Origin of the sequence: Methyloprofundus sedimenti (assembly GCF_002072955.1) — a bacterium.
Lineage (GTDB): Bacteria > Pseudomonadota > Gammaproteobacteria > Methylococcales > Methylomonadaceae > Methyloprofundus > Methyloprofundus sedimenti.
This window is the reverse complement of sequence record NZ_LPUF01000001.1, coordinates 457,459-477,958: the sequence shown is the minus strand read 5'-3', so window position 1 is coordinate 477,958 and position 20,500 is coordinate 457,459. Positions and strand designations below refer to the sequence as shown.

Below are 20,500 nucleotides of genomic sequence, written 5' to 3'. Positions count from 1 at the left end.
ATTTTGCACGCAAAGATAGTTGTTAAATTTATACCTTCCGTATTGTCCACCGTAAACCGCAGTTTAGTTGTTTTCGTCCGAGAGTTACTAGGCTATATAATATAGCTTGTCTGGGTTTTCTCTATTCAGGTTTTTATTATAATAAGGATCACCTTGCTTTAACCAGTGTTGCCAATGCTGGAAAAATAACTGTTTATCCTGCTCAGGAAAGTGGTTTAACAAATCATGTCCCAGCCTTATAAACTGAGCCTGGGGAACACTTACACAACGCCAGTTTATTGCCAAAGCTCTTAATGCAAAATCCAATAAGGCATAATAGCCTTGATAGTCGCTATTGAGTCCATTTAACTGCTGCCATAGATCGCGCCTGATCAGCACACAATAAGGGTGGGGGGCACTAATATTTCTGGCAAGCCTGCTGATGGCCATATAGCCTGTTTCGTCAACCAAACTACCCTGATAAGGACGCAGTAAACTAGCGTCTTTTTTATAAGTTGCACCGACATAATCTAGACAATTTTTATCACTAATAATGCTGCCACTAGCCAATCCTACACCATCCATTTTTAACCATGCTGCTAAATGGCATAACGCATTATCTGTAACGGGAGTCAGTGTCTCACTTAGAAGAGCAATAAAGGGTTTCCCAGTATGTGCTTGTTGCACTGACTGATTAATAAATACTGCATAGGCATCCGCCCCAATATCCGAAGCTATATTAATCACTTCAATTTCATGTAAATCAGGAGAAACTAAATCTAACTGGTAATTACCACGCCACAGACTCTTTATTTCTGAGGCTACGCCAGCGATACCTCGCCTCTGTAAAGCCTGATTTAGTGCATAAACGCCAGCTTTAAATGCGTAGTCTTTAGCGCTGCTATCTAATGAAACAGATCCCTGATATTGCCGCCAATGGTAAAGAACTTTCTGAATATGCCGCACATTCGGTTGCGTTTCAATAGCGCGTAAAATTAAATCATAATCTTGCGAACCATCCAGTTCCGGGCGGTATCCTTGTAACTGGTTCAATAAGCTACGCCGATAGCACATTAAATGAAAAATATAATTGCCTGAGAGCAAGGTTTCTGGCGACCAGTCAGGCTTAAACAGATGCATGTAACGTTTACCCTTTGGGGAAATCATATCCCTGTCAGAATAAACTATATCAACTTCAGGGTGCTGCTGAATTTCTTCCGCAACGTAAAACAGGGCGTCTAGGGATAAACGATCGTCGTGATCTAGAAATATCACGTAATCCCCGGTAGATTTTTCTATACCTAAATTAGTTGCCCTGGAAATCCCCTGAGTCTTAGCACAAAAACAGACTTTAATTCTAGGATCGTTACAAACTGCAGACGCTAATAAACGATGAGTTTCTGCATTTGAAGAGCCATCATCTACTAGAGTTAGCTGCCAGTAGGGATAGGCTTGTGCTCTAATTGAAATAATACATTCATAAAGCACATCTGGCTGAGTATTGTAAACAGGTGTAACAATGCTGATTTTGGGTGGCAATTGCCATTGATAAGCTTGCTGCTTTAATAAGCGCCAATCGTTTAGAGACTGTAGACTATGCTGATTAACCCACTGCTGATAATCGGGGCACCCATCAGTTTGATTCCATAGCGTAAAACACTGTGCTGCAGGTGTAACAGCGGGATAATAGCGTAACCACTGCCAGGTAGATCTTGCTGTTAAACAAACGCCAGGAATGACATGCATTAATTTACGAAGGAGTCTTTTCCCCCAGCGTTGTTTTTGCATACGCTAAATATCAGTGCTGACTAAATTACCTGATAGTGCGTGAACCTCAATTGATTCAAATGTCGCTCCCTTGACGCGGTTTTTTTCAATAATATTCCCTGTTACCTTATCCGTTAAATGAATACCAGCAAAATGCGCGCCTAAAATAACATTAGCAGTAATCCGGTTATTACAACTGGCAAAGTCATATTGTTCAGGATGTTGCCTCTCGGCAACACCGACTAATATACCAAAGTAATGAAATCGATCATTCACACCACGGTTATTATTTTCAATTAAGTTATTGGCTATCGTACTTGCATAAGCTGCTCGCACAAACTTAACCCCGTCTCCCCAATTACATTCTATATGATTATTTTCAACTCGGGTATAAGCCGCATTATCCAGACTTATTCCCGGCAATTTCGCCTTTGAACTGCCATCATCCATTAGCCCCATTTCACTGACAAAATCGATGCCTAGCTCCACTTCATGCTGTAATCCACGCCAACCATTATTATAGATATGACAATTCTGTATGATACAGCCCCATGACCCGTTATCAATAGTAATTCCTTCACAATCATTATGTGCAATCACAGTATTTTTAACGCTTAAATAAGCAACGCCATCTGTGGTTATACCCATTTTACGATTATGTGAAAAAACACAAGCAATGATATCAGTGCGATAAGGCGAAGGGTCTTCTGGTGCAAACGGCGCAAAGTTACCAATAACATGATCAGTATGATGTAACTGCGCTGCAAAATCCAGAGCATCAATGTGCTCAGGTAATTTTAAATCTGTTAAAAAAACACCACTTTGCTGACAGTATTCTGCCGTGCAATTTTGCATCAGGGTTTCATGCACATCCCGAATAAACATAAAGCCGACTAAGCCAGCATATTGCACGCGGCAATTAATAAGTTTAGTTTGATATACTTTGTCTGCTAATAAAACACCCACCCCTCTGGGAGAGATAATCTCTATATTTTCCAAATGTAGTGCCTGAGTATGGGTGGCCAACAGAGCAGCACAAAACTTATGCTCACCTTGATGAAAAATCCTGATATTGCAGAGGCTAACTTGTCCTGCAGGCTTATCTGCAGCGCCCTGAATAATAATGCCATAATCAGATTGTTTAAAAATCAACTCGGTTCGCCCAGCTACCCCCGTTAGACAAATACCCGGCGTAAGATTCAAGGCATTGCGTAATTCCAGGGTTGCTGCTGGCAAACGAACTTCACCGCCCTGTTCTTTCAGGGACTGAATTGCATTAAGTAAATTACTTTCATTAAAGTCTGCAGCTTTCAGTTCAATTACATTCTGACTGCGCTGCTGATGAATTATTTGCTGTTTTACAAAATCAATGGGCCTGGGTTGATTATAAAATTTGTCCGCATAATCCATACGTGCAAACAGTTTCCATTTTGGTTGTGCATATACAAGCTCGGAGTATGTCTGTTGTTTTAAGCGGTTCTTTTTCAGTATGACGCTTTTGATTTTACTGCGTATCATAATTATCTTGCATTTCTTGTTTAAGGTAGAACCAGTCTGCGAAACAAAGAACCACAACACGTGCTATAGCTCGCTAATATACTCAAAAGCACCCATACTAACAAAAGCGATACTCTACCTGCTAGTGTCAACTAAGGATTGATACGCAACTATGGCTCCTCTGCTACAAACGGCTCTACTCTCTGCTGCTCTGTCTGTATTTCAATACCATCATAACCTCTTAAGGGTTGATCCGCACCTGGCGTCCATTCATCTTCATCATAATATATGCCCGTCAACTTGCGTTTAAATTCATCCGTGACTTTACGTGCATCAATTTTATTCTGTACGACGCGAGGGGTAATAACCACAATCAACTCATCTTTAACTACACTTTTTGATACCGAACCAAATAACCAGCCCACATAAGGTATATCCTTTAAAAAAGGAATTCCAGTATTGTTAAAAGTATGTGATTCATTAATCAAGCCACCTAAAACGATGCTTTCCCCACTGACAACCGCAACCGATGTTTGTATCTGTCGTTTTAATATCGTTGGAGAATCAATGGAAGAAGACTCTGTTGTTGAAGCCGTATCAACACTCTGGTCTATTTCTAAAATCACTTGACCACTAGCATTTACCCTGGGTTTTACTTTTAAAATCACCCCGGTATCCAGCATTGTAATACTACTGGTCTGAATCGGGTTTACTGACGCATTGGTATTGGTTGATTCAGTTGTTCTAATAGGGACCGAATCTCCGACTTTAATCGTGGCCTCCTGATTATTTAATACCATTAATGTAGGTGATGAAAGCACATTAATTTTATTATCTTTAGCCAATGCTTTAAATAATAAACGCACATCATTACCCGTCGATACCAACCCATAAGTAAATCCGCCAGCTGCTGCATCAAGAGCCAGGCTAGTTAATGAACTGGCGTTTCCAGATATCCCCACACCCTGCAAACCATCAGGCCCACTATTTCTGAATAACCATTCTACACCGTATGATAAACTGCCATCTAGTTTAACAGCTACAATACTCGCATCAATTAATACCTGTAAAGGCATAACATCCAGATGTTTAATGATTTTACTCAGCGTTCGATATTGCTGTGGTTCAGCCATAATAATCAAGGCATTATTAGGCTCATCGGCAATAATATTGACACCTTCTAAAGAAGCATTTCCCTGCGCACTGCTAGTCGTTACTTTTGCTGTTTTTGCAGGCTGATTAACTTGATTATTAATCGTCGCTAAACTTTGTCCAGGTGCAATCGAAACGGCTTTACTTTTAGTCGTTGCAATACCACTGATTACCGAGTTTAATGTTGCCGCTAACTCCGTGGCATCAACATGCTGTACTTTATAGACAATCACGCCGCCCTCGCCAATCACACCATTTTGCTGATCCAGCCTCGCTATCCACTTCTGCGCTTCTTGTAAATAAGCTTTTTGCTGGGTCACCACTAAAATAGCATTTAAATGCTTTATGCTAATAAAACGCAGCATTCCCGATAACGGGTTTTGCTCGCCTTTATTAAATATAGCTTCGATATCGGTAACAGTACTAGCTACTTCGGTATTTTCTAAAGGGAATAAACCAAACGACAAGCCTGCTATATAATTAACATCAAATGTATTAACCAGATCAATTATTTTTTCTAATTCTTCTTTGGTTCCCGCAACAAATAACAAGTTTCGCGCCAGATCCATTCTAATAATGGCACTAGCAGGCACAACGGGTTTTAATACTTCTGCCATGTCGCTTGCACCTACATATTGCAGCGGTATAATTTTCAATTGATAGCCTGTTGCAAGTTGCATACCGGTTATAAGAGAAGCATCTGCAGAATGCACCCCTGCTGCATCTGGCTCTATCCGATACACTCCATCACGCTTAATTAATACAGCCCCATTGGCCCGTAACAGCATTTCCAGTGTTGGCAACAGGTCATCCTTGTGCAGGGGTTTAGTCGTTTGTAAAGTGATACTACCTTGCACTGCCGGGTTCAAGATGTAATTTTCGCCCAGCATATCGCTAAGGATAATTTTGCTAACTTCACCTATATCTGCGGCATCAAAATTGATTGAATATTTTCCATCTGCCCTTGATTGTGTGATAGCCGGCTTTAATGTTTTAGCCATAAACTTACCAGAACCGATATACTTTTTATTCTGCAAAGCCTTATCCTCGGTTTTGATATCTTCATTATTATCTAATTGTGAAAATATCACCGCATCACTTGGTTCTGTCTCGCCACTCTGAGTTGAAGCGTCTGACTGCTCAGTCTTGTCTTTACTGGTATCTTCCAGCTCCACACCCTCTTCTTGAATCGGTATTTTGATGCCTAATTTGGGTCCCAGATGGAATTTGCTCAGCGACTCACAAGCAGTTAAGGAAAGACTACTGATCACTAGCAAGCCGAGAAAGCTAATGCGTTTTCTACAAGAATTCATTTTGCCTTCTTAATTTTCTGTTTAAAAGGGTTTGTTTTAGGTGCTTTTTTTCCTGCTTTATGCACCCGCGGTTTTGCCAATAATATTTCGTCTGTCTTATCATCAGCGGAAATAATGACACGATCGTATTGTATTTCTTTAATTTGCCAACCATTGATTTCCTGGTTTAGTTTCAAGCGTTGAAACTTTGGTTCTTCCGGTTTAGCCTTGGGGTTGTAAAATAAGGCGTAGGCACCAACGGGCGTATCAATAATGCCAATCAGGGTCATATCAAATTCCTCGGCAGGCTTTACTTCATCCTCTGCATTTATTTCTCCAGCCTCTTCGGGGCTTTCCGGCACAATTGGTATGCGTTCCTTAAAAAACAAAGGTCTTTCCAGCATCTGGTGATAATCTGTTAGCGCATGTTCTTTAAATTGCGTGCTGGGAACGTTTTGCAAGGTAAAACCCGAACTCTGTACGTTATCTATTTCCTGCAGAATGTTCTCCCAATGACTTTTACTATAACTATCCTGTAATAATATCAAAATAAGTATTAACCCACTGCAGGCCATAAATAACAAGCTCAGCGTGTACTCCCATTTAAGCTGTTTCATTACATTTGTTTCCTCATGTAACTGGATACTTCCAGGGTTACCACTACATTTCCTGTCTCCACTATTTTACGCGTTTTTCTATTACGCCTCTTTGGCCCGGGTATTACCGTAATATGGTCAATAATCAGTAAGGGTTTTTTATCTTCGATCTCATATAAAAGGGATCTTAGCATTTCCATATCGCCGGTCAGTTTTACTTTTACAGTAATGCGCACCAAGCCATCTTGTTCTTTATTAGGTAAAACCTGCGAACTACTTAGCTCACCTCCTGCATTTACAGCCATGGCTTTAATGCTGTTTTGTAATTCTGCGGTTGCCAATGAAGAAGATTCCTGGGTATTAAAATAGCCCAGAGCATTAATTTCTTTGCGCCCTTGCTCTATATCAATTAAAACTTCTTCTCGACTGGCGATGACTCGCTGATAGCGTTTAATGCGAAATACCTGCTCATCTATATCGGCGTTTATCTCATTTAAACTGTTCAGCCAGGGCAAAACCACAAGCGCACTTATACTGATAATAATCCCGAATAATAAGCCAAGTGCAAGCCATCGTTGTTGTGTGTTATTCAGCGTCTGCATGTTGTTTGATTATGACTTCAGTGGATATTTTAAAACGCTCTAAACCAGATCTGTTATCTTTTGTTACCGGAGATATAAATTTGGTATTTCTAAATAATTCTGTTTTTTCCAATGATGCGATTAAATTAGAGGCACTACCCGATTGCCCTGTTAACTGCAGGGTATTATCATAATAACGCCAATTTGAAACCCAGGTATCATCACCAAAAACCTCAGTGACTTTATTCATAAGCTCGATAACAGATGAAGCCGCCTTTTTTTTATCTATCAGTGCCCGGGTTGCTTGAAACAAATAGTCTATGCTTTTTTTAGAATCTTCTATCTCTAGTGCTACCTTTTCAACTTTCCGTGCGCGTTGTTTTAATTCGTTTAATTGGTCTGTTGCACTACTTATCGGTAAAATCATTAAGATAATTATTAATATTAGTGTCACCATGGCTGACCCCAGCATGATAAACAATGGCTTTTTATTCGCTTTCTGGCACAGATCGCTGGGCAGTAAATTATATTGATTAGCGCTTTCATCAAAGCCGACTACTCGCGCTGCAGAATCAGCATAAAACGGCTGCAACCCCAGTTCAAGACAATGCTGATACATGCTTTCCAGACTGTCTTTTTTCACTAACACCAGCAACAAATGCACCAATGCTTTATTATTTGCCGGACCAAGTTTAATAAAATCAAAGTAAACCTGATCTGCTTTAAAAGGGGTATAGCGATCCAGTTCATAACTCATAACCTGACGCAGATTACTTTCCGCAGCAGCAGGTAAAAAAACATCCTGAGTGACTGATAATTGCTCAGGAACACGCAAGACAATTTTCGCATCGCTATATTGCTTGTTGTTGGCAATTAAGCTTTGTAACTCTTCTTTAGCCAGTTCATTAAATTCAAATTCACCTAAAACAGTTTCTTGCTGATTATTGACAAAGCTTATTTTCGCTATCGCCGCTGTAATCTCAATCACTAACAGGCTTTTCTCTCGCGCCAGGGCATCAAGAAATTTTCGCGGCACAAAAAAACTTAATTGTTGCCACCACCATTTAAAAAACAGTGATATATTAATTTCACTATCAAGGTTTAACATATTAATTTATGACCCGCTCATCATTCCCAGGGGAAAATAAGGACGGCATAGGATAATCCTCAGTCCATTTCAAAATTTCAAAAGGTAAGCCATTTCTTGCATTGCCTTGTTTCATAATTGCCATTATCTTTTCAGTGACATCTTGATCTATCATTGCCTCGGCAATAATCATATACACATTGCTATTACCGCCACCACTGTACCAATCCGGCTTAGCAACAGTCTCGCCGTTACGTTCACTCTCTGCACGTTGCAGTAAATACTCATCAACCATCTCCGCATCAACATCAGGCAAGGTTAACAGCACTTCGCGTGTTGCGGTTACCGGGTTAATGTCCTTGTTATTTGTATAAACACTTATCTTTCCCTCTAGCTGGCGATATATTTCAGGAGTCATGCCCAGCACCATCTGTACTTCTTCGACACTTTTAAACAAATCATTACGTGGTGAATATTTTAAACCTGCCCCTTCATACTGTTGTTTTTCCGCACCGTTAATGGACTGTAATTCGTCTTCATCACGCCAATCCAGCACAGCATCACTTAGGCTATCAGCCATTGTTTCTTCTACTAATGAGCTAAATAATTGTTGCAATTGTTCTTTACTGGCAAGATTAATATTTACCTTGCCAGACTCATCCGCGATAAAAATGCGAATTCTTTTACCTGCGAATTTAATTTCATACAAACTACTATTTGCCTGCCAGCGCTTTTCAGTGTCTTTGCTTATCAGCATCAGAATTGCATAATTAACCCCCCCTTCAGCGAGCGCGAAGGCTTCTGCCTTATCCTTTAAGCCGCCAGTAATCGCAGTTTCTCTCTGTATCGTAAGGGCAAAACTACTGGCCATAATGGTTAATAAAGTAGTCACCCATAAAACGACAACCAGCGCGAGTCCTTTATTTTCTCTCATTAACGTCCATAAATTTCCCGTTCATTATATCTTAAAACCGACCGCTCCCAGCCTCAAAAAAAGCACTATCAACTTTCAAGGCAACAATAAGTTGCGGCCATATTTCACCATTGAGCAGCTCGATATCTACACTGACTAATTTAGGTAAGTTATCTTTCTCTAGCCAATCGTCGTGCCAGCTTGAATCACTATCTCTAGCATCATTATCAGGGCCAAAATAGGCAAACTGCAGACTATGAATTTTCTTTAAAATAACAACAGGTTTTTCACTCCATTGTGCATCACTTTCTCCCTGCGGAAAAAAAGGTTGCATTTCAACTTGCAAATTATTTCCCTGCTCCCCTCTGTCCGCGGGTCGCAAACTCATTTTAAACAACTGCAACCCCAAGCGTCCTGCACTCGCAGGCATGGCAGCAACAAACTGTATCTGTTCCTGGTTGCCCTGGAATGAAAATTGTGGCTCTTCTAAAAAACTGCCATCTAAAGGCACCGTCGAGTGCAGCTTACTCTGCAAAAAATTCTGGATAATGGCTGCCTGGCTTACCTGAGCAATTTTTTTCTCCCCGGCATTCCAGTTTTGCACACAAGTTCTTAAACTGGCAAACAGCAACAGCATCATAATGCTCATGATACTCATACCGATCAAGACTTCTAATAAAGTAAAGCCCGGCTGGTTTGCTTTTTTTTCTATTCTCATTGTACTTTGGCCAGTTTAATCGTAGTCAGCTCAAACTGTCGGTTATTCCTGCCTGCTAACCACTCTACCCTGGCCGTCACCTGATAGGGCACTACAATTTGATTTTCTGAATCCAGACCCAGCTCATCCAAATCAAACGCTTGCATCTGTACAGACCAAAAAAATCTTTTCTCTATATCCCCACTCTGCATTCCATTATCCAGCACATTTTCTACACCTGCAGCAGCCAGTTTAGACTGCGCTATGATCACTGCTTGTTGATACTCTTCAGAAACGATAGTACGCCTTAATCCTCCTGAAAAAATATTCAATAAGACCGTTAAAGAAAAAGCCAGAATTGAAAAGGCGATTAATATTTCCAGCAAGGAAAAGCCTTGCTGCGCGCGAGGTTTACCAGTCATCAATTTCAACTTGCCCGGTTAACCAGTTGACATCTATCTGACGTTTATTCTCACCTAATTCCAGTGAGATACGCCCACCTGTAGAGGAGCCATCCGGAAAAAAACGTATTCCCCCATGATTTTCATCAATAATCTGTGATTGGGCAATATCTAAAATCACCGTAATATCCTTGGTTATTTTAAATACTTTTGATCTGTCGGTAAGCTGGTAAGAGTTTTCCTCTAAATTAACTAAAAGCACGCTTTCTTTGCGATGTGTCAGCGCATGCCCTCTTGCAAAACGCAATGCCGAAGCCATTTCTCGTGCTGTCGCATTTAAACTGGCCGTTTGATTTCCAGAGCCTATATTCGGCGCAGCAACAGCCACAGCCATAGCAATAATTACGATGACTAATAACAACTCTATTAGAGTAAATCCTCTACTCTGATATGTTTTTTTATTTATTCCCAACTATTAACATCCTGATCTTCGCCTTCACCGCCAGAGGCATTATCAGCACCTAATGAGTATAAATCAAAGCTGCCATGCTCACCTGGCGAAACATAATGATAATCATAAATCCAAGGATCCTGAGGGACATTATTTTTACGTAAATACGGACCATTCCATGAACGAGCGCTCGACGGCCTTTCAACTAATGCCTGCAAACCTTCACTAGAAGTGGGATAACGTCCTACATCCATCTTATACATATCCAGCGCACCGGCCAGATCTTCAATTTGCACCCGGGCTGTTTTAGTTTTGGCGCCGCCTAAATGCTTCATAACCTGCGGTCCTACCAAACCTGCTAATAGCCCAATAATGGCTAAAACCACTAATAACTCTATTAAAGTAAAACCCTGTATCGCGTTATTTGCTTTTTTCATTTTTGTTCTCATCTTTATTGTTAATTTCTTGATTAAAATGCCAAGTCGTTGACACTTAAAATTGCTGACAATATGGAAATGATAATTCCCGCAATGAGCAGCCCTAAAGTCACAATTAAAATCGGCTCCATCATGGCCAGCATCCGTTCAATGGTTATTTTCAGCTGTTTGTCATAGGTATTAGCAGTTCGCTCTAGCATTTCTTCCATTTTACCTGTTTCTTCACCCATTTTAATCATCTGGGTTGCCATTTTAGGAAATTGTCCCGATTCGATTAAGGCACTGGACATATCTTTCCCCTGCTTCAGATTTTCTTCTGCATCAGATAATGCCTGCACTAAAACAAGATTATTGACAGTTCCTTTAACAATTCCTAACGCCGTTAATATGGGCACGCCATTGGAAAGAAGTGTCCCTAAAGTGCGGGTAAAGTTGGTGGTACTTATATTACGAATTATTTCTCCAAACAATGGAATCGATAAAATAACACCGTCCCAGCGCGCTTTTCTCGGCCCAATGCTCAGTTCATAACGCAAAGTATAATAAGCGCCTGTGCCGAGTATGAACAGCAACCACCAGTAACTTTGCAGCCATTCAGCCGTGCCAACCACGATTTGAGTAGACATGGGCAATTCCTTACCCGCGCTTTCAAACATTTCAGTAAATTGCGGAACGACAAAAGTAAGCAATAAAAACACTGAGCCTAGCGCCATAATAACAAGAATAATCGGGTAGATCATGGCGGTACTGACTGTGTCTTTTAACTCTTTTGACTTTTCTATATATTCAGATAGCTGCCCGAGCACAGTATCGACACTACCACCCGCCTCACCTGCACGTAACATATTGATATAAAAACGTGAAAACGCACTGGATTCAGATTGCAACGCATCCGCAAGATTTGCTCCGCCTTTTACCTGCTGTAGTACATTCTGAATCAGCCTGTGTATTTTAGAATCCTCTTCAATCAGATCCATTAATACAACTAAAGACCGGTCTATCGGTAAACCTGCCTGCAACAGGGTTGCTAGCTCTTTAGTAAAAAGACCAATCTCTTTTTCGCTCAGACCTTCCTTATCTTTCTTAAAGGAAAATAGATAAGCCGCTTTCAAACCCGATTGAGATATCTTCACCGGAATCAAACCTTCAGCTTGCAGGAATTTTACGACAGCAGCTTCATTTTCTGCCTCTTTAGTGCCTTCCTGTACATTACCTTCCTGATTGACCGCTTTAAACGCAAATAGAGTCACTTTATGCTTCCGTGGCTACACGTAATACTTCATCTAAAGTGGTCAGGCCCTTCGCTGCTTTCGCCAAACCGTCCTGATAAATTGACATCATCCCGCCACGTACCGCTTCTTCTTGAATCAATCCGGACTCCTTATGTTCCATAACCATTTTTCTTATCGCATCATTCATAACCAAAAGTTCAATAATTGCCAAGCGCCCACTATAACCAATACCCCCACATTCTTTACATCCTGTAGCCTGATATAGTGTCAATTCCCCATTTTTCAAGAAGCGACTTAGCCCTTTCTCCCGAATAACCTCGGCTAATGGCTGATAAGGCTTTCGACAATGCATGCATAATTTTCTTACTAAGCGCTGAGCTAAAATACCATTCACCGTGGATGTCAAAAGATAATCATCCAGCCCCATATCCAATAACCTGGCCAAGGCACCCGCAGCATCATTAGTATGTAAGGTAGATAATACCAGATGCCCTGTTAATGCTGACTGTACGGCTATTTTTGCAGTTTCCAGGTCACGCATCTCCCCAATCATGATAACGTCTGGATCCTGCCGAACAATGGAACGCAATGCACTGCTGAAGGTTAAACCGATTTTAGGTTTGGCCTGAATCTGGTTAACACCGTTTAACTGATATTCAACCGGGTCTTCAACGGTAATAATCTTTCTTTCCGGGGTATTCAACTGACTTAAAGCAGTATATAAAGTGGTCGATTTACCGCTCCCGGTTGGACCTGTGATCAAGATAATACCATGGGGCTTACTCAGCACTTCAATAAATTGTTGCAGATTTGATTCTTCAAAACCCAAAGAAGCAAAATCAAATACCACACTTTCTTTATCTAATAGCCGTATCACCACACTTTCACCGTACATAGTCGGTGTTGTCGATACACGCAGATCAATTTCCTTGCCCTGCATCTGGATTTTAATACGCCCATCCTGAGGCAGACGTCGTTCCGCGATATTTAGCTTAGCCATCAGTTTTATTCTGGAAATAACCGCCGCGGTCGCACTTGCCGGTGGCCCTTCTATTTTCTGTAATACACCATCAATGCGCAATCGGATAATTAAAACGCCTTCAAAGGGTTCAAAATGAATATCGGATGCCTTGCTTTCAAGCGCACGCTGAAAAATAAGATTCACCATACGAATAACCGGTGCTTCACTGGCCAAATCTTTTAGATGTTCAATATCATCTAATGCATCACTCGCATCCAGGTTACCGGTAATTTGCCCCATTTGAGACTTACCTTCATCATACTGAGACTCGATTGCTTTATCGATATCCGATAAGAGACCAATTCTTAACTCAATTTCGATATCACAAATCAACCGCAATGATTGCACTACAAAGCTGTTTTCGGGGTCTATAAGCGCGATAACAATTTTATTCTCATCTGCCGCAATACCCACTAGATGAAATTCTTTTAAAAAACGCAAGGAAATTTGCTCAGGCAAAACTGGGGTATCAGGGTATTCTTCTGGCTTCACAATAGGCAAACCTGTCACTGTCGCTAAAGCATTAGCCACATCTTTCTCGGAACACAAACCCAACCTCACCAGCAACAAAGGCAACCCTGACTCTTGCATTTGCTCTCTGATTTTTGTGACTTTTTTTAAATCATTTTCGCGCAGTGATTGCTGAGCAATTAGCGTATCAATAAATTGTTGATGGCTCATACAGGATTATTTAGTGGTGAAAATACAATGACTTGCGAAGTTGACGTTGAGATTTGTTTAACTTTAAACGGCTCAGTGGCTAAGTATAACAAAAATTTGATCTTATACTGAAAAAGAGCACATAAAAATATGTATTCAGTAAAAACATTGGACTAAAAATTATTCACAAAAGTAACGATTAAAACCCATTAACTAGGGCTGGCATGCGTATAGAACATTCAACCTGGAAACCGCAGTTGGCCACTATAAAACTTTACCTGATTACCCATAACTCTCAGCTATATTCGTCATTCCTGCACGCTTTTAGCAAGAATCTTGTGGGGTAAGCAAAGATTCCCGATAAAGCTTGTGCCCACGCTTGACTGGGTAGACTTCGTGAATGACGAGACTATTAACATACTGATATTAAAATATTTTTTAATATGGCTGTGGGCCGTACGTAATCAGGAAACTTTATAAGTGACTGAATATAAAATATAATAATCGTAAATACTGGTCACCTGTTAGGTGACTATACTTCGCTTCACGGTTTTGTGGAAAATCCGTATTCAACTGAAGTTTCTAGGTTCAAGGGACGCGCAGCAGGGCATACTGTATTTAACAAGCGTTTAATCCGGGGTTGCTATGCTGGACTCAAAGCACAGGGAGCGAAAAGTCCAGACTTGACTGAAATCTACTTATTTACGTTTAACGACACGGCCATTCATTAGAGAGAGGCCGTGCCAACCACTCTCAAAACCCCGGGGTCAAATTACATCTCAGCCCTTTAAAGACTATCAATAATCGCATTAAAGCTTGCGCTTGGGCGCATCGTTTGCGCAGTCAATGCTTTGTCTGGATGGTAGTATCCGGTAAGATCAACTGGCACACCTTGCACAGCATTGAGTTGTGCAACAATGTTCTGCTCATTATCCGTTAGCTGTTGCGCGATAGGCCTGAACTTAGCCTTTAACTCTTTATCATTATCTTGTTCAGACAGGGCCTGCGCCCAATACATGGCAAGGTAAAAATGACTGCCACGAGTATCCAATTCTCCTACTTTGCGTGACGGCGATTTATTATTATTTAAAAAACGGCTATTTGCTATATTCAAAGCCGCAGCTAACACTAGTGCTTTTGCATTCCCGGCTTTTATTCCTAGCTCTTCCAGAGAAACAGCAAGTGCTAAAAATTCACCGAGTGAATCCCAGCGCAAATGATTTTGTTCCAATAATTGCTGCACATGCTTTGGCGCTGAACCACCTGCTCCTGTTTCAAATAGTCCGCCACCAGCCAGTAGTGGCACTATAGATAACATTTTTGCACTGGTGCCCAATTCTAAAATTGGAAATAAATCAGTTAAATAATCACGCAATACATTGCCGGTCACTGAGATAGTGTTTGTCCCTGCCTGCACACGTTTTAATGTGTAACGAATGGCATCAACCGGAGACATGATCTGAATATCAAGCCCGCGGGTATCATGTGATGTCAAATAGCCTTCCACGATGGCAATTAAATTAGCATCGTGAGCCCGATTTTTATCCAGCCAAAATATCGCAGGCTGCCCGGTAGCCCTTGCCCGCTTAATAGCTAATTTAACCCAGTCTTGAATAGGTAAATCTTTAGTCTGGCACATGCGCCAGATATCGCCTTGCTCAACCCTGTGCTCCAGCAACACTTCCCCGGTATTATCAGTCACTCGTACAACACCACTTTCAGGAATTTCAAAGGTTTTATCATGCGAGCCGTATTCTTCTGCTTGCTGCGCCATCAAACCGACATTGCTGACATTACCCATCGTTGTCACATCAAAAGCGCCATGCTGCTGACAGAACTCAAATACTTCCTGATAGATTCCGGCATAACAGCGATCAGGAATCATCGCTTTGGTATCATGCAACTGACCATCAGGCCCCCACATCTGCCCTGAAGAACGTAATGTAGCAGGCATTGAAGCATCCACGATAACATCACTGGGAACATGCAAGTTAGTAATGCCTTTGTCTGAATTTACCATCGCCAGTTCTGGCTGAGTCTGATAAACCGCCTGGATATCAGCTTCAATTGCTTTGAGCTGATCATCTGGCAGCTGAACAATTTTTGCATACACATCACCCAGCCCATTGCGCGTGTCTATACCCAATTGCTTAAAAGTTTCCGCATATTTTACAAACACATCCTGATAATAAACACTAACCGCATGCCCGAACATAATAGGATCTGACACTTTCATCATGGTGGCTTTTAAATGTAATGACAGGAGCACACCCTGTGTTTTCGCATCGCGAATAGACTTTGCATAAAATGCGCGTAAAGCGGAACGACTCATGACTGCAGAATCGATCACTTCATCTTGCAGTACGGGTGTTTTTTGTTTAAGTACCTGAACCTGGCCATTATCGCTCTGTAACTCAATTTTTACTTCACCGGGCGTTTTAATCACTGCAGATTGTTCACTAGAATAAAAATCGCCATCAGTCATCGAGGCGACATGTGATTTAGAATCTGCTGCCCAGGCCCCCATGGAATGAGGGTGTTTCTGTGCATATTCTTTTACCGGAGCAGCCACGCGGCGATCGGAATTACCTTCACGTAACACCGGGTTAACTGCACTACCTAGCACTTTGGCATAACGCAATTTAATACTCTTTGCTGCCTCACTGTCGGGATTTTCAGGGTAATCAGGAATATCAAAACCTGACTGCTGCAATTCCTTTATGGCAGCATGCAACTGGGGAATCGATGCACTGATATTAGGTAATTTAATGATATTTGCATCCGCTGTTTTCGCCCATTCACCAAGTTCTGCAAGCGCATCACTTTGCTGCTGTTTTGCCGTTAGATTATCAGGGAAATTAGCAATAATACGCGCGGCCAGTGATATGTCTCTTGTTTCCACCGCAACGCCCGCTGCTTTTAAATAGGACTGAACAATGGGTAAAAAAGAATAAGTAGCTAAAGCAGGTGCTTCGTCAGTTTCGGTATAGATAATTTTTGAACTTGGCATAATTATGTTATCGAGTATGTCGTTAAAAGAAAGTAATGGAATACAGATTAAATAAAATCTGCCTTAAGTCTAGCTGGATACTGCGCATTTAGCCGATACTGCTTTGTAAATTCAATAGCTATAAAATAACTTTGCCTGTTTTATATCATCTGAATAGCATAAGTAAATGATCATAAGGAACTTAACATTTTTATTATAGAGAAAACGGGGGGGGGTGTTATGAATCCTCATTGCTTAAGTTTATGTTTTTTATCTCTTTTTGTGCAAAAAAACATTGAACATCAATTTACGCGAATATTGCAATTAAAGAACCAAGCAAGAAAACTCTAAGTTAGTTTTTCATGTTTTTTGGAAAACCTTTCAAGCAGCAGCATCTGCCAGAAGAATTTCGTACCGCACAGGCACACTTACGCTGCCTGACAATGGTTAATAACAAATACTTTGGCTTCGAACTGTGCTTGGCGTCTGCGGAGCTAACACCGCAACAATAACAGACAAGAGCAGCTTTTGTTTTCGCCTTGATACCCACAATAGTGCGTAATTCATCGACCTTAATAACTGCATTATCCTGCGCAAAATAAATGACCTCACAGTCTGGGTTATCACAAAAAAATCCCCCTGATCTTTTACGACCCTTTGCTATGGCTTATTTATGCTGCAGGATAGTGTAAATACCTCTAAATTTTCCGGGCACAAAGAGAGCATTTATATTTCCTTGATACCCTGTCACCGGATGAACAGTAATCAGCTACAGTTAGAAAGCAAAAATTGTTCCACTCAATACTAATCTCGCTTTACTCTGCCGAAGCCAGCATGACATCTACATATTTGTCCTTGCTGATTAATTTCCAGGCATCTTCATAGCTAATAATATGCTCATGATTGGCGCGCCAATGCACATCTATGCCCTCCCAGCCGTGCGTTGAAAAGACATGCCCGCATTCAGGGCAAACTTTATGATGCAATGCATTCCAGGTAGCATCAGCAACAGCCTGTTTATCCAGGCAATGAATACGGCTTTTTTCCATATGCTTATAATAACTACCCACATGGATACAGACACACACCCAAAAACCACCGTTTTCTTGTTCGTCTGCCGGATAGACTTCTACTTTTGTTTTCATTTATTTTCTCCACTTGTGTTGAAGCTGCAAACAATAAGCCTTGTTGCCCGGTATTTATCAACTTTGGTCACTCGCTTTGCGGCTTTCTTGAATCGCCAATTGTAACTCCAGGCGTTTTTTATCCAACTCCAGTAACTCAATTTCTCTACGCAGATAAATATCAGAATTTTTCGTGTTGTTATAGATCTCCTGCTGAATTTCCAGCTGCAATTGCTCTTCATACTTTTTATTGGCTGCTTCCATGGCAAGTTTTAATTTCTTTTGCTCCTGTTCTTTTTCCAGCTCCAACGCATGAGCTTTATCTTTTGCCGCTAACCAGCTTGCCTGCTCATGTTTAAACGCCTCAATATCAGCGTTTAATTTTTGATCTTTTAATAAAGCCTGATGACTCAATTCTTCTGCTTGTGATTTTTGCGTCGCATTTCTTGTGCGTTTTTCCTGTTCCATCTTCGCCTGAAGCTGAACATCAACAGTAATATCATTTAGATAGTTATCATGCTGAATTTTATCTGTATGCAGTCGTGATTCTATAACAAATTGTTCTCGCTGTAGCAGCTCTTGATCGAGTAATAACTGCCTTTGATACTCCGCATCTTGGGCCTGTTTCTGACGTTCTAATTCAGCATCTTGCTGCATCTGCTCCAGCTGTTTTTGCTGATGTGTCCGTTGTTGTTGCTGTGCCTGCAATTCCTGACGATAACGCTCTGTTCTCTGCTCTTCAGATACTTCATAATTCTTTTTCAGTACACTTAGATAGACGGCTTCTTTACCCAGCTGCACATCCGGAAACTCTATAAATGTCGCCTGAATAGAACAACGGGCCTGAGCCTCAATATTTTCTAACATGAGCATTTCGCTAACCGTAATTGCAATAGCGTTTTCTATATCACCCAGACCAGAGCGTACCCATTCATCATTTTGTAAATTAAGTAAATGTTTACTTACCTGGTCACTAACTGATTTAAGATAGGTATGTTTTATATGCTCATTAATTTCAGGCAGGTTCTCCATTTGCCGCTGAGCATATTCTATTGTTGCCTGAAAGCGAATATCCAGTTGCGTATCAATGGTGCAAAACTCATCATAAAGCTGAATTTGACCACACACCTGCCAGTCTTCAACAGGTAGCGGGTACAATGTATGATAAAAACGCTTAATAAATTTTTGCGGACGTAAATACAATTTCTGAAAGGGCCCAAAATCACTAACAACCAGTTGCCGTCCTTCATCAAAAACTACTTCCCACACATCAGAATTCAGCGTCAGATCATTTTCTATACTACCTTCAATTAACCATCGCTCTATTTCAGTATTTGGATTATTCATGCTTACCAACTTGCCTGGCCAGCTCAGCTTCGGCGCGTAATTTAGTAATTCTATCACCCATTTTTGCCGCAATTAAGGGATATAAATTAGGTGCAAACTCTACCGTATTTTTATCAATTTTTCTCAGAAAACCGCGACTCAATAGCAGACCAACTGCAAACATCCGGGACCAGTCAGAGTAGCGCCGAGCCTTCTCAATATTAGTTTTCTCAATGACCATTTCCAGTTCATCATTTTCGTTAATTCGAAACTGAGTAAATTGCCGTAAACATTCAAAAACCAGATCTTCTTCATCAGCAGTCAATGGACCTGGCGCAGTAAATTCCATACGATACGAGAGCAGCACAGTAAAAAAATCAACCATAGCCGCGCAACCAAAAGCAAATAATGAAAAGCCATTCCACATGGCCATGCTCGGCTTGACATCCTCTATAAACTGTTTATAGGTCAGCAACATTGGCGGCTCGGGCAAAGACTGACCAAACTCACTCGACAGCTGATTAACGTTGAACTGCACCGTTTCAAAACTGTTAAGCAGGTCGTAATAAGCTGTTTCCACATTGGCAGCAACATCCAGATTAGCCAGTCTGGGTTGTAACTGATAGACACTTTCATCTAATGCCGAAAACTTCACTTCCAGCTCGCTTAAAGCCTGTTTTTTTGCCAAATAAATTTCATTATAACGTTGCCAGAAAGGCCCTTTCCCGACCTGATTGCGGTATCCTGCAACTATTTCAGGGTGGGTTCCAAAATAAGCCTGTGAAACATCTTTAGATGCCTGCTCCAGCTCCGCTCGCTTTTGTGCCAGCAATTTGCTTTTAAATGACAGCACCTCATCAAGGTATGATTTTAAATCTGTTCTGATATGATTTAAACGCTGAATATGAATGCTATCCTTCTCAGAGACCTCATAAAACTTAAAATACGAAAAAGAGACCGAGGCTATTAATGCAATCACTAATGAAAAGAGTACTGAAAAATATCGAGTTCGATTTGCACGCCAGTGTATGCTTGCAAGTTCCAGGGTACAAATGACAACGATAGATTGAATAGCCACGGTAATCACCAAAGCGATCCATGGAATGATAAAATGCGACATCCCATAAAATGTAGTAAACCCGGATGCGACACTCAACATTAAGACGATAGGAATCGTCCATATTCGTAACATGCCAACAAACAAAGTCTGAATACGATTAATTAAGTAACCGACGCCAGCCGCTTTTATTTTTATTTTTTCTGGGCTATTCATGCTTAACGATTTCTCTGTCTGGCCA

The 20,500-nt window shown here is 41.0% G+C and carries 18 protein-coding genes; all 18 read right to left on the bottom strand.

The window, feature by feature from the left end; all coding sequences use genetic code 11:
- Positions 1-87: 87 nt before the first annotated feature.
- Positions 88-1,767 carry a glycosyltransferase family 2 protein gene (locus tag AU255_RS02010; protein ID WP_080521323.1) on the bottom strand — a complete coding sequence of 560 codons (1,680 nt, stop codon included), beginning with the start codon at positions 1,765-1,767 and terminating at the stop codon, positions 88-90.
- 3 nt (positions 1,768-1,770) lie between these two features.
- Entirely contained in the window at positions 1,771-3,264 is a 1,494-nt protein-coding gene (locus AU255_RS02005; RefSeq protein ID WP_080521322.1) for a right-handed parallel beta-helix repeat-containing protein, read from the bottom strand.
- Between the two features lie 149 nt (positions 3,265-3,413).
- Positions 3,414-5,708, bottom strand: a complete 2,295-nt coding sequence (gene gspD / locus AU255_RS02000) for a type II secretion system secretin GspD (RefSeq protein WP_158083024.1) — start codon at positions 5,706-5,708, stop codon at positions 3,414-3,416.
- Complete coding sequence (locus AU255_RS01995; protein WP_080521321.1) at positions 5,705-6,304, bottom strand: hypothetical protein; 600 nt, start codon at positions 6,302-6,304, stop codon at positions 5,705-5,707. The genes gspD and AU255_RS01995 overlap by 4 nt, the downstream gene beginning before the upstream one ends.
- Entirely contained in the window at positions 6,304-6,885 is a 582-nt protein-coding gene (gene gspM / locus AU255_RS01990) for a type II secretion system protein GspM (protein WP_080521320.1), read from the bottom strand. Before gspM ends, AU255_RS01995 begins: the two co-directional genes overlap by 1 nt.
- Positions 6,869-7,972 (bottom strand): PilN domain-containing protein, encoded by a 1,104-nt coding sequence (locus AU255_RS01985; RefSeq protein ID WP_080521319.1) that lies wholly within the window; start codon positions 7,970-7,972, stop codon positions 6,869-6,871. Before AU255_RS01985 ends, gspM begins: the two co-directional genes overlap by 17 nt.
- A 1-nt stretch (position 7,973) precedes the next feature.
- Positions 7,974-8,885 (bottom strand): type II secretion system minor pseudopilin, encoded by a 912-nt coding sequence (locus AU255_RS01980; RefSeq protein WP_080521318.1) that lies wholly within the window; start codon positions 8,883-8,885, stop codon positions 7,974-7,976.
- A 31-nt stretch (positions 8,886-8,916) separates the two neighbouring features.
- Entirely contained in the window at positions 8,917-9,582 is a 666-nt protein-coding gene (locus AU255_RS01975) for a prepilin-type N-terminal cleavage/methylation domain-containing protein (protein ID WP_080521317.1), read from the bottom strand.
- Positions 9,579-9,983, bottom strand: a complete 405-nt coding sequence (locus AU255_RS01970) for a type IV pilus modification PilV family protein (protein WP_080521316.1) — start codon at positions 9,981-9,983, stop codon at positions 9,579-9,581. The genes AU255_RS01975 and AU255_RS01970 overlap by 4 nt, the downstream gene beginning before the upstream one ends.
- Positions 9,973-10,434 carry a GspH/FimT family pseudopilin gene (locus tag AU255_RS01965; RefSeq protein WP_080521315.1) on the bottom strand — a complete coding sequence of 154 codons (462 nt, stop codon included), beginning with the start codon at positions 10,432-10,434 and terminating at the stop codon, positions 9,973-9,975. Before AU255_RS01965 ends, AU255_RS01970 begins: the two co-directional genes overlap by 11 nt.
- Positions 10,425-10,850, bottom strand: a complete 426-nt coding sequence (gene gspG, locus AU255_RS01960; protein WP_080521314.1) for a type II secretion system major pseudopilin GspG — start codon at positions 10,848-10,850, stop codon at positions 10,425-10,427. Before gspG ends, AU255_RS01965 begins: the two co-directional genes overlap by 10 nt.
- Before the next feature lie 32 nt (positions 10,851-10,882).
- A complete protein-coding gene (locus AU255_RS01955; protein ID WP_080521313.1) occupies positions 10,883-12,100 on the bottom strand; it encodes a type II secretion system F family protein in 1,218 nt (405 codons plus the stop codon).
- A gap of 1 nt (position 12,101) precedes the next feature.
- The gene (gene gspE, locus AU255_RS01950) at positions 12,102-13,784 is read right to left on the bottom strand and encodes a type II secretion system ATPase GspE (protein ID WP_080521312.1); all 1,683 of its coding nucleotides are present in this window, start codon (positions 13,782-13,784) and stop codon (positions 12,102-12,104) included.
- A gap of 766 nt (positions 13,785-14,550) precedes the next feature.
- Positions 14,551-16,773 carry an NADP-dependent isocitrate dehydrogenase gene (locus AU255_RS01945; RefSeq protein WP_080521311.1) on the bottom strand — a complete coding sequence of 741 codons (2,223 nt, stop codon included), beginning with the start codon at positions 16,771-16,773 and terminating at the stop codon, positions 14,551-14,553.
- 331 nt (positions 16,774-17,104) lie between these two features.
- Positions 17,105-17,416: a hypothetical protein gene (locus AU255_RS21260; RefSeq protein WP_158083120.1), complete on the bottom strand. Its 312-nt coding sequence runs from the start codon at positions 17,414-17,416 to the stop codon at positions 17,105-17,107.
- Between the two features lie 151 nt (positions 17,417-17,567).
- Positions 17,568-17,897, bottom strand: coding sequence for a hypothetical protein (locus tag AU255_RS01940; protein ID WP_080521310.1), 330 nt, complete (start codon positions 17,895-17,897; stop codon positions 17,568-17,570).
- 57 nt (positions 17,898-17,954) lie between these two features.
- Positions 17,955-19,223 carry a hypothetical protein gene (locus tag AU255_RS01935; protein ID WP_080521309.1) on the bottom strand — a complete coding sequence of 423 codons (1,269 nt, stop codon included), beginning with the start codon at positions 19,221-19,223 and terminating at the stop codon, positions 17,955-17,957.
- The gene (locus tag AU255_RS01930; protein WP_080521308.1) at positions 19,216-20,475 is read right to left on the bottom strand and encodes a hypothetical protein; all 1,260 of its coding nucleotides are present in this window, start codon (positions 20,473-20,475) and stop codon (positions 19,216-19,218) included. The genes AU255_RS01935 and AU255_RS01930 overlap by 8 nt, the downstream gene beginning before the upstream one ends.
- Positions 20,476-20,500: the final 25 nt, after the last annotated feature.

Bases quoted from the DNA above. Each gene is read 5' to 3' on its own strand.
- AU255_RS02010 (WP_080521323.1), bottom strand. From the start codon at position 1,767: ATGCAAAAACAACGCTGGGGGAAAAGACTCCTTCGTAAATTAATGCAT.
- AU255_RS02005 (WP_080521322.1), bottom strand. From the start codon at position 3,264: ATGATACGCAGTAAAATCAAAAGCGTCATACTGAAAAAGAACCGCTTA.
- gspD (WP_158083024.1), bottom strand. From the start codon at position 5,708: ATGAATTCTTGTAGAAAACGCATTAGCTTTCTCGGCTTGCTAGTGATC.
- AU255_RS01995 (WP_080521321.1), bottom strand. From the start codon at position 6,304: ATGAAACAGCTTAAATGGGAGTACACGCTGAGCTTGTTATTTATGGCC.
- gspM (WP_080521320.1), bottom strand. From the start codon at position 6,885: ATGCAGACGCTGAATAACACACAACAACGATGGCTTGCACTTGGCTTA.
- AU255_RS01985 (WP_080521319.1), bottom strand. From the start codon at position 7,972: ATGTTAAACCTTGATAGTGAAATTAATATATCACTGTTTTTTAAATGG.
- AU255_RS01980 (WP_080521318.1), bottom strand. From the start codon at position 8,885: ATGAGAGAAAATAAAGGACTCGCGCTGGTTGTCGTTTTATGGGTGACT.
- AU255_RS01975 (WP_080521317.1), bottom strand. From the start codon at position 9,582: ATGAGAATAGAAAAAAAAGCAAACCAGCCGGGCTTTACTTTATTAGAA.
- AU255_RS01970 (WP_080521316.1), bottom strand. From the start codon at position 9,983: ATGACTGGTAAACCTCGCGCGCAGCAAGGCTTTTCCTTGCTGGAAATA.
- gspG (WP_080521314.1), bottom strand. From the start codon at position 10,850: ATGAAAAAAGCAAATAACGCGATACAGGGTTTTACTTTAATAGAGTTA.
- gspE (WP_080521312.1), bottom strand. From the start codon at position 13,784: ATGAGCCATCAACAATTTATTGATACGCTAATTGCTCAGCAATCACTG.
- AU255_RS01945 (WP_080521311.1), bottom strand. From the start codon at position 16,773: ATGCCAAGTTCAAAAATTATCTATACCGAAACTGACGAAGCACCTGCT.
- AU255_RS01940 (WP_080521310.1), bottom strand. From the start codon at position 17,897: ATGAAAACAAAAGTAGAAGTCTATCCGGCAGACGAACAAGAAAACGGT.
- AU255_RS01935 (WP_080521309.1), bottom strand. From the start codon at position 19,223: ATGAATAATCCAAATACTGAAATAGAGCGATGGTTAATTGAAGGTAGT.
- AU255_RS01930 (WP_080521308.1), bottom strand. From the start codon at position 20,475: ATGAATAGCCCAGAAAAAATAAAAATAAAAGCGGCTGGCGTCGGTTAC.